8 protein-coding genes, 1 rRNA gene and 1 pseudogene are annotated in these 14,089 nt (G+C 57.9%); all 10 read left to right on the plus strand.

Going from position 1 to position 14,089, the window contains the following annotated elements; translation table 11 throughout:
- The first annotated feature begins 66 nt into the window (after positions 1-66).
- The 10 genes and pseudogenes from rrf to DAI21_RS05600 all read left to right on the plus strand — a co-directional run bounded on the left by rrf (position 67) and on the right by DAI21_RS05600 (position 14,035).
- Positions 67-182, plus strand: a 5S ribosomal RNA gene (gene rrf / locus DAI21_RS05555).
- A 146-nt stretch (positions 183-328) separates the two neighbouring features.
- Positions 329-1,356 (plus strand): annotated as a pseudogene (gene murB, locus DAI21_RS05560) (UDP-N-acetylmuramate dehydrogenase).
- A complete protein-coding gene (gene birA / locus DAI21_RS05565) occupies positions 1,353-2,315 on the plus strand; it encodes a bifunctional biotin--[acetyl-CoA-carboxylase] ligase/biotin operon repressor BirA (RefSeq protein ID WP_100778477.1) in 963 nt (320 codons plus the stop codon). The pseudogene murB and the gene birA overlap by 4 nt, the downstream one beginning before the upstream one ends.
- Positions 2,316-2,845: 530 nt before the next feature.
- Complete coding sequence (gene bcsO / locus DAI21_RS05570; protein ID WP_107702656.1) at positions 2,846-3,343, plus strand: cellulose biosynthesis protein BcsO; 498 nt, start codon at positions 2,846-2,848, stop codon at positions 3,341-3,343.
- Positions 3,334-4,137 carry a cellulose biosynthesis protein BcsQ gene (gene bcsQ, locus DAI21_RS05575; RefSeq protein ID WP_107702657.1) on the plus strand — a complete coding sequence of 268 codons (804 nt, stop codon included), beginning with the start codon at positions 3,334-3,336 and terminating at the stop codon, positions 4,135-4,137. Before bcsO ends, bcsQ begins: the two co-directional genes overlap by 10 nt.
- A gap of 18 nt (positions 4,138-4,155) precedes the next feature.
- Positions 4,156-6,255, plus strand: a complete 2,100-nt coding sequence (bcsA, locus tag DAI21_RS05580; protein WP_107702658.1) for a UDP-forming cellulose synthase catalytic subunit — start codon at positions 4,156-4,158, stop codon at positions 6,253-6,255.
- Positions 6,252-8,534: a cellulose biosynthesis cyclic di-GMP-binding regulatory protein BcsB gene (bcsB, locus tag DAI21_RS05585; RefSeq protein WP_107702659.1), complete on the plus strand. Its 2,283-nt coding sequence runs from the start codon at positions 6,252-6,254 to the stop codon at positions 8,532-8,534. Before bcsA ends, bcsB begins: the two co-directional genes overlap by 4 nt.
- A complete protein-coding gene (locus tag DAI21_RS05590; RefSeq protein WP_107702660.1) occupies positions 8,531-12,556 on the plus strand; it encodes a cellulose biosynthesis protein BcsC in 4,026 nt (1,341 codons plus the stop codon). The genes bcsB and DAI21_RS05590 overlap by 4 nt, the downstream gene beginning before the upstream one ends.
- The gene (gene bcsD, locus DAI21_RS05595) at positions 12,556-13,035 is read left to right on the plus strand and encodes a cellulose biosynthesis protein BcsD (protein ID WP_107702661.1); all 480 of its coding nucleotides are present in this window, start codon (positions 12,556-12,558) and stop codon (positions 13,033-13,035) included. Before DAI21_RS05590 ends, bcsD begins: the two co-directional genes overlap by 1 nt.
- 7 nt (positions 13,036-13,042) lie before the next feature.
- A complete protein-coding gene (locus DAI21_RS05600; protein WP_107702662.1) occupies positions 13,043-14,035 on the plus strand; it encodes a glycosyl hydrolase family 8 in 993 nt (330 codons plus the stop codon).
- Positions 14,036-14,089: the final 54 nt, after the last annotated feature.

The following is a 14,089-nucleotide window of genomic DNA, read 5'->3' on the forward strand; positions in this document are numbered from 1 at the left end:
CAGAGACCGATTTTCAGCTGATACAGATTACTTAATGCGCAGAGATGCGTGTTGATACAGAATTTGCCTGGCGGCTTTAGCGCGGTGGTCCCACCTGACCCCATGCCGAACTCAGAAGTGAAACGCCGTAGCGCCGATGGTAGTGTGGGGTCTCCCCATGTGAGAGTAGGGAACTGCCAGGCATCAAACAAGTGAAGAGGCCATCCGAAAGGATGGCCTTTTTGCGTTTTTGTCGTACATCAGATCCCCTTTACTACGCGTCAAACTAATCACCCATCCCCCCACATATACGGTAAACTATCCCTGATTTTGCATCAGGATAGCATCTATGAACCACTCCCTTAAGCCCTGGAATACCTTTGGCATTCAACGTAATGCTAATAATATCGTGCGTGCAGAGAACGCTCAGCAACTGCTCGATGCGTGGAAAACCGCCACTGAAAATCACCAACCTGTCCTGATTCTAGGCGAGGGAAGTAACGTTCTCTTTCTTGATGATTTCGCCGGTACGGTTATTGTTAACCGCATTTCAGGCATCGATGTCACCGAGACAGACGACAGCTGGCATTTGCACGTTGGGGCAGGTGAAAACTGGCACAATCTGGTGCAATTCACCCTGGAACACGGAATGGCTGGCCTGGAAAACCTGGCGCTCATTCCCGGCTGTGCAGGATCATCCCCCATTCAAAATATCGGTGCCTACGGCATCGAGTTAAAACACGTTTGTGAGTATGTCGATTGCATTGAGCTGGCGACGGGCAAAGCCATCCGGTTGACCGCTGAACAGTGCCGTTTTGGCTACCGCGACAGCATCTTCAAGCATGAGTATCAGGATCGTTATGTCATTGTTTCTGTAGGACTACGCCTGGCAAAACAGTGGCAGCCAGTACTAACGTACGGTGATTTAACGCGCCTTGATCCGCAGACCGTAACGCCTCACGAAGTGTTCGACGCCGTCTGCCACATGCGCATGACAAAACTGCCCGATCCAAAGGTGAATGGAAACGCCGGCAGTTTCTTCAAAAACCCGGTGATCAGCAGCGAAACCGCGCAAACGCTGCTCGCCCAATGGCCAAACGCGCCACATTATCCGCAGGCTGATGGCAGTGTAAAACTGGCTGCAGGCTGGCTTATCGATCAATGTCAGTTAAAAGGTGCGGTTGAAGGGGGGCAGTGGTGCATCGCCAGCAAGCCCTGGTGTTAATCAATGAAAATAATGCGACCAGTGAAGATGTTGTGCGTCTGGCGCACCACGTTCGCCAGTGCGTAGGCGATAAATTCAACGTTTGGCTTGAGCCAGAAGTTCGCTTTATCGGCCGTACAGGTGAGGTGAACGCCGTGGAGACAATTGCGTGAAAGATAACACCGTACCCTTAACGCTGATTAGCATCCTGTCTGATGGGGAATTTCACTCTGGTGAGCAGCTGGGTGAACATCTCGGGATGAGTCGTGCCGCCATTAACAAACATATTCAGACCCTTCGCGACTGGGGTGTAGATGTTTTCACTGTTCCGGGAAAAGGGTACAGCCTGCCCGAACCTATCCAGTTACTGGATGAATCAGTGATTTGCCGCCAGCTTGATCAGGGTAAGGTGACGGTCTTGCCGGTTATCGATTCCACCAATCAATATCTTCTCGACCGTATCAGCACCCTCAACTCCGGCGACTGCTGCGTCGCGGAATACCAGCAAGCCGGTCGTGGTCGTCGTGGCCGCAAATGGTTCTCACCCTTTGGTGCCAACCTTTACCTGTCGATGTTCTGGCGCCTTGAGCAAGGCCCGGCGGCGGCAATTGGCTTAAGTCTGGTGATCGGCATTGTGATGGCCGAAGTGTTACATGACCTCGGTGCCGATAAAGTCCGCGTAAAATGGCCGAACGATCTCTACCTGAACGATCGTAAACTTGCAGGCATATTAGTGGAACTGACAGGCAAAACCGGCGATGCCGCGCAAATCGTGATCGGCGCAGGTCTCAATATGGTCATGCGACAAGTCCAGGCAGATATCGTTAACCAGGGCTGGATTACGCTGCAGGAAGCGGGCATCACTATGGACCGTAACACGCTCGCCGTTCGTCTGATTAAAGAGCTGCGTGAGGCGTTGACGCTCTTTGAGCAGGACGGACTTGCACCTTTCCTCTCCCGCTGGGAGAAACTGGATAACTTTATTCATCGTCCGGTAAAACTGATCATTGGCGACAAAGAAATCTTCGGGATTTCACGCGGTATTAACGCCCAGGGTGCACTCATGCTGGAGCAGGATGGCATTCTGAAGCCGTGGGTGGGCGGAGAAATCTCCCTCAGAAGCGCGGAATAATCAAAGGGAGCCGCTGGCTCCCTTTTTTAATCTCCATTTAACGCGCCCTACCTAAACGGGTAGGTTTCAAAGATCAGTAATGAGAAGAAGGGGTTACTGATTTTCTCAAAATAATAACGACATAAAAGTATTTCTAAATATTTCACAGAGTAACTTTTTATTAAAATGAGATTCATCATGGTTGGTTTTTAATTCTTAGTATTTTCAAGTTAGCAATTTATCACGCTGCTTTTATTGTTATTATCCCTCCTAAATCGCCACAGTTTTGGTTAGATTAAACCAAAAACACTTCGATATTTTTATGTGTTAAAAACAGTTAGCATGTGTCGAGTCGATGTTTAAGCTTATGCCGTAAATAAGCAAATCGGTAATAAACCCATAATTTAAACATGCCAAAAATAAGCGTTCGGTTTAAACCGAAACGTGAATGTACGCCTGCGCCTGAATAAAACACGTCTGTTGACCGTGAATGGCCACTGAAGTCAAAACGTGGTGTGTACATTATTTATTTGTAAATCATGAGTATAACTATGAATCATTATGATGATTTGCAGCGATTTAAGGATAAAACGCGCAATCAAGCGCTCGATTTCAAAGACTTTTCAGGGCAAAACCAGGTGAGCGATCAAGGGAGTTGGGCCATTCTCAACCAGCTTCGGCCACAGGCTGAAACCGATACTTTCGCGCACGGGGGGCATGTGTCTCTAGCCGCGCCGCAGCCTGTCAGTGCAGAAACCTTCACCCAGGCTGAGGGAACGCCACTACCCGATGTTGCTGCTTTCGATATCACTCCAGCCAATGCCTCGCCGATTTTTCAGGGCGTTGCTGAGCAACTTGCTACTCCGGCAGAAAGCCTCCCGATGCCCACACCTGCGCCGGTTCACATTGCGGCACCGGCACCCGTCCATGCCCCGACAGAGGTGAATTTTTCACGTCTGTTTGCGCCTGCCGCAAGTGCGCCAAAACCCGCGGCTGAAAAGAATCAGCCACTCAATTCCCTGCTGGAAAGGATCGCCACATGCCGTTAGTTTGCGTTTGCTCGCCGAAGGGCGGGGTGGGGAAAACGACCATGACCGCAAACCTGGCTTATGCGCTGGCGCGCTCGGGCAGCAAAGTATTAGCGCTGGATTTTGATGTGCAAAACGCGCTGCGTCTGCACTTTGGCGTGCCGCTTGCCGACTGCCGGGGTTACGTTGCCAAAGCCGCGGAATCCTCCGACTGGAGCCAGTTTGTCCTCACGGCGGGCGGAAACCTGTTCGTGCTGCCGTACGGCGACGCCAGCGAAGATCAGCGCATGGCGTTTGAAGAGCGACTCAAGAATGATGAGCACTTCCTCACGCGTGGGCTGAGTACGCTGCTCAACTATCCGGGCCTGATTATTGTTGCTGACTTTCCTCCTGGCCCGTCACCGGCGCTAAAAGCGATGTCGCGCCTGGCCGATCTGCATCTGATCACGCTGCTGGCAGACACCGCTTCACTCTCACTGCTGCCGCAAATTGATAATCAGCGTCTGACGGGCGGGGTGCTCAATCACAAAGCCGGACACTATTTCGTCCTCAACCAAAGTGACAACCGCCGTCAGATCAGCCGCGATGTCACCACCTTCGTGGAGAATAAACTCGGCGACAAGCTGCTGGGTGTGGTTCACCGCGATGAAAGCGTCGGAGAAGCCAATGCCTCTCAACAGTCCATATTCGACTTTAGCCCGGCGTCAGCCGCCGCCTTCGACATTGAGCTTATTGCCAAAAAAGTCGCAGGTATTCTTGGCGTAAAAGTGGGCGACGGCACTGTCCATACCCTTCCGCGTAAGTCAGGGTTTTAAATCCACCCAGGACGACCTATGAAAAAGTTTCTTTATATTTTGCTGACGTTAGCAATGCTTCCCGTCGCGCTGCTGATCGTCATCACGCCAATGGACAGCCAGAAACAATATATCTTTGGCTTTATTAGCATTGGCCTGCTGTTTTTAATGGGCTTCAGCAAAAGACGCAGTATCTCCGTGATTATGGTGGTGATGTCATTATTGATGTCGACCCGCTATATGTATTTCCGCCTGACGCAAACCCTGCATTTTAATTCCGAGATTGAGACCATTCTCGGGATGGGGCTTTTTCTGGCAGAGGTCTACGTCTGGGTCCTGCTCTTGCTAAATTATCTGCAAACCATCTGGCCGCTCAAGCGCGAGATCGTGCCGCTGCCGGATGACATGTCACTCTGGCCGACGGTCGACGTCTACATCCCCACCTATAACGAATCGCTGGATGTAGTGCGCGATACGGTCCTTGCCGCGCAATGTATTGACTACCCGCGCGACAAAATGAAGATCTACCTGCTCGATGACGGCAAGCGTCGCGAGTTCGCCGTCTTTGCGGCAGATGTCGGCGTGGGATACATCACGCGTAACGACAATTCCCATGCGAAAGCGGGCAACCTCAACCATGCGATGAAACTCACCCAGGGCGAGTTGATCACCGTTTTTGACTGCGACCACGTCGCCACGCGCATTTTCCTGCAGGCCACCGTGGGCGGGTTCCTGAAAGATCCGAAGCTGGCGCTGGTGCAGACGCCGCACTACTTCTACTCACCCGATCCGTTCGAGCGTAACCTCTCCGTCGGGCGCAATATCCCGAACGAAGGGACGCTGTTCTACGGCCCGATTCAGCAGGGCAACGACAACTGGAACGCCACCTTCTTCTGCGGTTCGTGTGCCGTGATTCGTCGCAGCGCGCTGGAGGAGATCGGCGGCTTCGCGGTAGAAACGGTCACGGAAGATGCCCACACCGCGCTGAAAATGCAGCGTCTCGGCTGGAAATCCGCGTTTCTCGATATTCCACTGGCAGCAGGCCTCGCAACCGAACGTCTGGTGCTGCACGTCATTCAGCGTACGCGCTGGGCGCGCGGGATGACGCAGATTTTCCGTCTGGACAACCCGCTCTTTGGTCGTGGGCTGACCATCCAGCAGCGTCTGTGCTACCTCAGCGCCATGCTTTACTACCAGTTTGCCCTGCCGCGCATTGCCTTCCTGACCGCGCCGCTGGCCTATCTGCTGTTTAACCTCAACATCATCCACTCCTCGGCGGGGCTGGTCTTTGCCTACGCGCTGCCGCATCTGTTCCTGGCGATTTACCTGAACTCGCGCATGAACGGTCGCTATCGCTACAGCTTCTGGGGCGAAATCTACGACCTGGTGCTGGCGTTCCATCTGGTACTGCCCACCGTGGTCACCATGGTTTTCCCGAAGCGCGGCAAGTTCAACGTAACGGACAAAGGGGCGCTGCTTAACGTCGGTTATTTCGATTTCCGCGTCGTTCGCCCGCACCTGGTGATTGCGATCCTGCTGGGCATTGGCGTCATCGCCGGTATCGTCCGCGCCTGCGCTCACGACTACTACGGCGTTGATCCGAGCGTGATCGCCCTGAACGTTGGCTGGGGACTCTACAGTCTGATCTTCCTGCTGGCGGCGATTGCCGTCGCCCGGGAAACGCGCCAGACGCGCAAAACCATCCGCATCGAGGTCAAAATCCCGGTGCTGATCCACTACGCCAGCGGCATCTCCTCCCGCAGCCAGACCGCCGACCTGTCGATGGGCGGCTGTCGCGTTGAGCTGCCGGACGATCGCCATCTGACAGATGATATCGAAGAGGTCGAGCTGCTGCTGCAATCAGGTGCAATCAGCATTCCCGTCAACGTTGTCGCGACGGACGAACACTTTATCCGCCTGATGTTCGAAGATATTCCTCTGGCGCGCCGCCGTGAGCTGGTGCGCGTGGTCCTCGCGCGTGCAGATGCATGGATCCAGCCACCGAAACCGCAGGACAACCCATTCCGTTCGCTGTTCACCATTGTGCGCTGCGTGTTTGATCTCTTCTGGCTGACGTGGAAAACGCGTCGGGAAAACCGGCGTGCGCAAGCGCAGGTGCAGGAGGACGGCAACGCATGAAACAGCTGACAAAACTCACCTTGCTTGCGGCATCCCTGTTTGCGTTGCCGCTCCACAGTGAAGAGACCACCGTCGCCTCGCTGCTACCGGTCGAGATGCCTGCGCCAACGGCGGCCGCGCTTCCGATTTTTGTCCCTTCGACGGTGAACAGCATCACTGTGGCACAGATGGGCCAGCCGCAGGGGCTGGTCTTGAGCGGCGGCCAGCTTCAGGGGGGAATGAACTTCACCCTGCCGGTCGATCAGGTGATCACGAATGCCCAGCTCTCGCTGAACCTGAAAGTCTCGCCAGCGATGGCGACACGTAACGCCACCCTGCAGCTGATGCTCAACGGACAGCCGCTGGGTACCGTGCCTCTGGGCGCGGCGGACAGCGATATCTCCCGCTTCCAGCTGGATATTCCAGCGGCGCTACTGGTCTCCAGCAATAACCTGAGCCTGCAGATCAATGACGGCGACGCGATGCAGTGCCAGCGCGATCTGTCGGATAAATATCGCGTCACCATCCTGCCGGATTCCCGGTTCGAGCTGGAAGGGCAGCAGCTGGATATCGGCTCGGACCTGAGCCATTTCCCGCGCCCGTTCTTCGACAGTATGCAGATGACGCCTGCGGCCATCGCTTTTGCCTTCGCCCCCACGCTCAGCAGCGATGCACTCAGCGCAGCGGCGCTTATCTCCTCCTGGCTGGGGATTCAGGCTGACTATCGCGGCGTCTCTTTCGCGGCGTTGCACGACATCCTGCCGGAGAAAAACGGCATTCTGATTGGCCATCCGGGTGACAAAATCGGCGGCCTGACGCTGCCGCAATCCACCGAGCCGATGCTGCAGGTGATCGATAACCCGGCGAACCCGGTGTACAAACTGCTGCTGGTCGTCGGGAACGACGACGCGGCGCTGCGCACGGCGGCATGGCGACTGACGCGCGGCAACTTTGCCCTGCAAACCGCCACCATTTCGATCCCCGCGCAGACGATCCCGACGAGCAAGCCTTACGATGCGCCGCGCTGGATCCCAACGGATCGTCCGGTGAAGCTCTCGGAGCTGATCCGCAAGGATCAAAGCCTGACCGTCACCGGGATCTGGCATGCGCCGCTGCGGGTGGCTTTCCGCGCCGCGCCGGACCTTTTCCTCTGGGACGGGGAAACCATTCCGCTGCACATCGGCTACCGTTTCCCGACGGAGAGCTGGATTGACGAAAACCGGTCCTGGCTCAGCATGACTCTTAACGACACCTTCCTGCACAATCTGCCGGTGAACAAACAGGGCGCGCTGGAAACCATATGGCACAAAGTGGGCGGCGACGCGCGGCAGGAGAAGTTTGATATGCCGCTTGAGCCGTACATGATTTACGGCGACAACCAGCTCTCACTCTATTTCAACATCACGGCGAAAGAGAACGCGCCGTGCAGCGTGCTGCTGAACAACAACATCAAGAGCCGCATTGATGAAGACTCGTGGATCGATCTGAGCCACACGCGTCACTTCTCGCTCCTGCCGAATCTCTCTTACTTTGTCGGCGCGTCGTTCCCGTTCACGCGTCTGGCGGACTACTCCCAGACGGTGCTGCTGCTGCCTGAACAGCCAACGGAGACGCAAATCGCCACGCTGCTGGATATGGCGGCGCGTTCCGGTAACGCCACCGGCACCGCGCTGTACAACAACCGCGTGGTGCTCGGCGTGCCCACGGCAGGCGGAAATCTTGAGCTTCTGCGCACGCGTGATGTGCTGGCGGTCAGCGGTATGGGGCAGCACGACTTTAACCAGGCCCTGCTGAACGCATCGCCGTTTACCTCCCACGACAACACGCTGGGCGTGCGTACGCCGTCAACCTGGCAAAAACTGCAGCGCTGGCTGGCGGGCGACTGGACCTCCGACGGCGTCGAAGCAGACCGCTATTTCTCCTCCAACGAAGCGTGGCGCGGATTTGTCAGCTTCCGCTCGCCGTGGAGCAGCGACCGCCTGGTAGTGATGGCGCTGGGCAGCAACGACGACCAGCTTTCGCGCCTGCATGACGACTTAACCTCCGCGCGCATTAACGCCGGAATTCGTGGCGACGCGGCAATCATCACCAACGAAAACGGTGTGCGCAGTTTCCGCGTCGGCTCGCAGTTCCCGAGCGGTGAAATGCCTGCCCACATGATGATTGTCTGGTATGCCAACCAGCACTCGGCGCTGCTGGCGATCCTGGGTCTGATCATGAGTTCGCTGGCCGGTCTGGGCTTGTACGCCTGGCTGAAAAAGCGTGCGCGTAAGCGCCTGAATCCGGAGAGCGGAAAGTGAAAAAAAACAGCTTACAATCGGTCCTCTGTCTTTCCGGTGTGCTGGCCTTTGGCGGCACCGCGCAGGCGGCGCAAAACGAGGCGGCGCTGAAGGCGCTGTTTGACCAGGCCAACTACTGGCACGAAAAATCCCACGACGATCTGGCGAGCGAATCGCTGAAAAAAGTATTGATGGTCGATGCCAACAACACCCAGGCGCTCTACCTGATGGCCCTGTGGGCGCAGCAAAACGGCGATTTGCAGGCGGCGGCGCAGTGGCGCGCGCGGCTGGCAAACGTCTCGCCAAATGATGGCGGCCTGCAGGCGCTGGATAATGCCAAACAGATGACTCAGGTTCCGCAGGGCACGCTGACGCTGGCTCGCCAGCAGGCGCGCAGCGGAAACATTCCGGCGGCGCTGGCGACCTGGAAAACGCTGTTCAACGGCGACACACCGCCCGCGAGCCTCGCGCCAGAGTATTACCAGACGATGGGCAGCGACAAATCCCTCTTTCCTGAGGCTCTGGCTGAGCTGCAGCGTTTTGCGGCACAAAATCCGCAGGACAACGCCGCACGCGTGGCGCTGGGCAAAATGCTCACCTGGCAGGAGAGCACGCGCCGCGACGGGATCATTCAGCTGCAGCAGATGGCGAGCGGCAGCAAAGACGCGGATGCAGGCCTGCGTCAGGCCCTGCTGTGGTTAGGGCCAAAAGCAGGTGACGAGCAATTCTACGACACCTGGCTGCAACGCCATCCGCAGGACAGCGAAGTGCAGGCGTACTACCGCAAAAACGTGGGCGGCGCGGCGAAAGGCGAAGGCTTCACGGCGCTCAACAGCGGCAACACCGAGGCCGCCAAACGTCAGTTTGAGCAGGTGCTGCAAACCAACCCGCAGGACGCCGACGCGCTCGCCGGGATGGGCTACATCGCGCAGCGCAGCGGTGACTATCAGGCTGCCGCGCAGTATCTCGGACGCGCAGCCACCCAGGACGGCGACGCCTCCAGCGAACGCCAGCAGCAGGCCGATGACGCCGCCTTTTACGGTCAGCTCGCTCAGGCGCAGCAGGCGCTGAAAGAGGGCAATGTCAGCCAGGCACTGGCGCTTTCGGCTCCGCTGGTGCAGCAGAGCGGTGAGCGCGGCACGGCGGCTCGCCTGTTCCGCGCCGATGTGTTGCGCCACAACAAAGATTATCCACAGGCCGAACAGACCCTGCGCGAGCTGTTGAACCAGCAGCCAAACAACGGCGCCGCGCGGGAAAATCTCTATTACGTCCTGAAAGAGCAGAACAAAACCGCCGAAGCCCAGGCGATGCTGCGCACGCTGCCCGCCGGTTTGCAGGCGAAACTTCAGCCGCGCGTGGTAACCGGTTTACCGGGCGATCCGATTCGTCGTCAGGCGCAGCAGGCGGCGGCAAGCGGGAACACTCAGCAGGCGATCGCGGTTCTGCGCGAGGGGATTGCCCGTCTACCGGACGATCCGTGGCTCCGCCTCGATCTGGCGCGTTTGCTGCAAAAATCCGGTGCCGACGGCGAAGCCGCTTCGGTGATGCAGCCCGCATTTCGTCAGGGAGCGGGGGCCAGTTCGCTGTATGCGGCGGCGCTGTTCGCCAGCGAAAACGGAGCGTGGCAGCAGTCGCAAACCATTCTGTCGCGCATCTCGCCCGCCAGCCAGACGCCGCAAATGCGCGAGCTGGCTCAGCGCGTGAACTACAACCTGCAAATGGCGACGGCAGAGCGTTACCTGGCGCAGGGTAATTCCGTCGCGGCGGCCAATACCCTGAAAACCCTCTCAACGCGGCCACCGGAAAACCCGGCCGATGCGGGGAAACTGGCGCGAATGCTGGCGCAAAGTGGCGATCTGACGGGCGCGGTGGCGGTGGTGCGCAGCAATATGCGTGAGGGTGTGCAGGGTAACGCGGGCGATTACGCCGATCAGGTGTCAGTGCTCAATCAGGCCGGGCTGAGCGGCGAAGCCCAGAGCTTCCTCGCGAATCCTGAACTGCTGGCGCGCAGCTCGCCGACTCAGCTGGCGGGCGTGCGTAACGGGTATGTGATCAACGAAGCCGACCAGCTGCGCGAGCAGGGCAACTATGCGGCAGCGTATGACAAACTGATCCGCGCCCTGCAAAGCGATCCGCAAAATACCGACCTGATGTTTGCGATGGCGCGTCTGTATCAGACCGGCAAAATGAACAAAGAGGCGGGTGTGGTCTACGACTACCTGATGACGCGGGATACGCCGGATCAGGATGCCCGCGCGGGTGCCATCGACGTGGCGCTGGCTGAAGACAACGTGGTGAAAGCGAAGCAGCTCGCCAACGGGCTGCAAAATAACAGCTCGCCGGACCGCCTGGTGTTACTGGCGCGTCTGGAAGAAGCCCAGGGCAACCATCAGCAGGCGATGACCTATCTGCGCAGCGCGCGCGGCAAACTGCTGGGTCTGCAATCCACCAACAGCGCGGCGACGCCGACGATGGGCGGCTTGCTGCTGGCGGATAACCCGTTCGTGAGCACCAGCCGCACTGCTCAGGCGGTCGGCGCTACGGCCTCCAGTGATAACGGGCTGCCGTGGCAACTGGCGCAAACGGCACGCGAGCCAGGCTCGACGCTGCCGGGCACCACGCGTCCCGATCTGCCGCAGGAGACGGCCCAGAGCCGCACCTTGCGTCAGGTCGATGAGATGATGCAGCAGATGAACGAGCAGACCGGTATGTGGCTGCAGGGCGGGGTGGACGTACGCGGGCGCGATGGCGAATCGGGCACCAGCAAGCTGACGGAAGCCAAAGCGCCGCTCACCTGGTCCAGCTCGCCGTTTGGTGAGTCTCGCTTCGAATTCACCGCGACGCCCATTACGCTCAGCGCGGGCAGTGCCAGCGGTGACGCGTGGCGCCGCTTCGGCTCTAACCCGCTGGCAAACGCCGCGTCGAACATGGTGGCAACGGCGACCAACGAGCAGAAAGCCATTGCAGCGATGAACGCCACAGAGCGCGCAACCTATCTTGCTGCGCACCCGGGAGCTGCATCGCTGGTGGGCTTAGGCGATCTGGACAGCAACGACTTTAACCTGACGAGTTCCGACGGCCAGCTGAATCTGGCGAAGCTCGGAGCCTACGACGGCGGCAAGGTCGGGGAATACCTTGAAGCCTCGAACCTGAAGGCCAACGTCAATCAGCCAGGGGATGTCTCTACGGATGCGCAAAAAGCGAATGGCGTGGAGCTGAACATGGCGCTGAGCGGGAAGGATTATCGTCTTGATGTCGGCAGCACGCCGCTGGGACAGGATCTGAGCACGCTGGTGGGCGGCGTGAAATGGTCGCCAAAACTGACCAATTACCTGTCGCTGATCATGACCGGAGAGCGCCGCGCGGTAACAGACAGCCTGCTATCTTACGTGGGGCTGGAAGATAAATATTCCGGCAAACGCTGGGGGCGCGTCACTAAAAATGGCGGCAGCCTGCAGCTGAGTTATGACGACGGCGATGCCGGTTTCTACGCGGGCGGCGGTGGTTACAGCTATCTCGGTGAAAACGTGGCGAGCAACACCAGCATCAATGCGAACGCCGGGGTCTATCTGCGTCCTTACCACGACGACTTCCGCGAAGTGAAAACCGGGCTAAGCATGAGCTGGATGGATTTCTCAAAAAATCTCAGCCAGTTTACCTTCGGCCAGGGCGGATACTTCAGCCCGCAGAACTACGTTAGCGTCTCGCTGCCGATCGACTACGCGCAAAAAATCGATAACTGGAAGCTGAAACTGGGCGGCTCGGTGGGCTACCAGTCTTACAGCCAGGACAGCAGCGACTACTTCCCGACTAACGACGGCTGGCAGCAACTGCTGGAAGGGGCCGTCGAGAGCGGCTTTGCGAAAGAAGCGTCCTACAAAGGCACCTCTGAAAACGGCATTGGCTACACCGTCCGCGCCGGGGTCGATTACAACGTCAACAAAGACATGACCATCGGCGGCAAGGTCGGTTATGACACCTTTGGCAGCTATAACGAAAGTACGGCGGGACTCTATTTCCGCTACATGCTGGGAGATAAATAATGACAACGACGCTGGAAAACCCTGCGATCCTGAGCTGGTTTCGCGCGCAGCAAACGCCGGAAGGCTGGTTTGACCTACTGGCGCTGATCGTTGACGGCATGGTGCGTAACGTCGGTGAGCTGGAGAGCCAGCCGTTCCTGCATCAGATGGGGGTGGCGCTGGCCGAACAGTTTCCGTTGCCGCCGTCAGAAACGGTGGGCGAACTGGAAGCCAACATCAACGCCCAGCTGGCGCGTTTTGGTTGGGGCTGCGTGGAGATCAACACCACCGACACCGACCTCACCCTGCGCCATCTGGCGCTGCCCGTAAGCCGTCGTGAGGACCAGCAAAGCCGCTGGTGTCACGCCTTCTGTGCAATACTGGAAGGGCTGTATGTCCGCTGGATGCAGGGGCAGGGCGGGAAAGCGCATGTGACGGTGAGTCGCGAGCGTCTCTATTCCCTTTCCGACGTGCAGTTCCGTTACCACAACCCACAGTGAGTAAATGATGAGAAAGCCTGCATGCGCCGCACTGGCGGTCATGATGAGTCTCTGTTTTTCGCCGTTTTCTCAGGCCGGTCAGGCCTGGGAGAGCTATAAAGCGCGCTTTTTAATGCCGGATGGCCGCATTGTCGATACCGGCAACGGCAACGTTTCCCATACGGAAGGGCAAGGTTTCGCCATGCTGATGGCGGTGGCAAGCGATGACAAAGCGGCGTTTGATAAGCTTTGGCAGTGGACCGACAGAACTCTAAAAAATAAAGAGAACGGCCTGTTTTACTGGCGCTACAACCCCGTCGAGCCGGACCCGATTACCGACAAAAATGACGCCACCGATGGCGATACGATGATCGCCTGGGCGTTGTTAAAAGCCGACGCCCGCTGGCATGACAAAAGCTACAGCACCGCCTCGGATGCCATTACCAAAGCGCTGGTGGCTCACACGGTGATTCGCTACGCAGGCCAGCGCGTGATGTTGCCGGGCGCGCAGGGGTTTAACCTCAACAGCGAAGTGGTCCTCAATCCGTCGTATTTTATCTTCCCCGCCTGGCAGGCGTTTGCTGACCGCAGCCATTTGCAGGTGTGGCGCGAGCTGATCAAAGACGGGCAAACTCTGCTCGGAAAAATGGGAAGCGGTAAGGCCAATCTGCCGACCGACTGGGTTTCTCTGGCCGCAGACGGCACGCTGACGCCTGCGAAAGCGTGGCCACCGCGCATGAGCTACGATGCGATCCGCATACCGCTATATGTGCACTGGTTTAACCCACAAAGCCCGCAGCTCACGCCGTGGCGCAGCTGGTTCGGTCAGTTCAGTCGGGAGCAAACCCCGGCCTGGGTCAATGTCACGACCAACGACTATGCGCCGTACATGATGGAAGGTGGCCTGCTGGCGGTAAGGGATTTAACGATGGGGCAGGCGATGAGTGAGCCGGAGATTACGGCGAAAGATGACTATTATTCGGCGAGCCTGAAGATGCTGGTGTGGGTGGCGGGACAGTAGAACGGATCTCCCCACCCCGGCAGCTCTCCTGTGTGGAGAGTCGTCAGGGTGGGG

This window comes from Lelliottia sp. WB101 (genome assembly GCF_003051885.1).
Classification (GTDB): domain Bacteria; phylum Pseudomonadota; class Gammaproteobacteria; order Enterobacterales; family Enterobacteriaceae; genus Enterobacter; species Enterobacter nimipressuralis.

Excerpts from the sequence above, each read along its gene's own strand:
- bcsO (WP_107702656.1), top strand. The coding sequence starts at position 2,846 with ATGAATCATTATGATGATTTGCAGCGATTTAAGGATAAAACGCGCAAT.
- bcsQ (WP_107702657.1), top strand. The coding sequence starts at position 3,334 with ATGCCGTTAGTTTGCGTTTGCTCGCCGAAGGGCGGGGTGGGGAAAACG.
- bcsA (WP_107702658.1), top strand. The coding sequence starts at position 4,156 with ATGAAAAAGTTTCTTTATATTTTGCTGACGTTAGCAATGCTTCCCGTC.
- bcsB (WP_107702659.1), top strand. The coding sequence starts at position 6,252 with ATGAAACAGCTGACAAAACTCACCTTGCTTGCGGCATCCCTGTTTGCG.
- bcsD (WP_107702661.1), top strand. The coding sequence starts at position 12,556 with ATGACAACGACGCTGGAAAACCCTGCGATCCTGAGCTGGTTTCGCGCG.
- DAI21_RS05600 (WP_107702662.1), top strand. The coding sequence starts at position 13,043 with ATGAGAAAGCCTGCATGCGCCGCACTGGCGGTCATGATGAGTCTCTGT.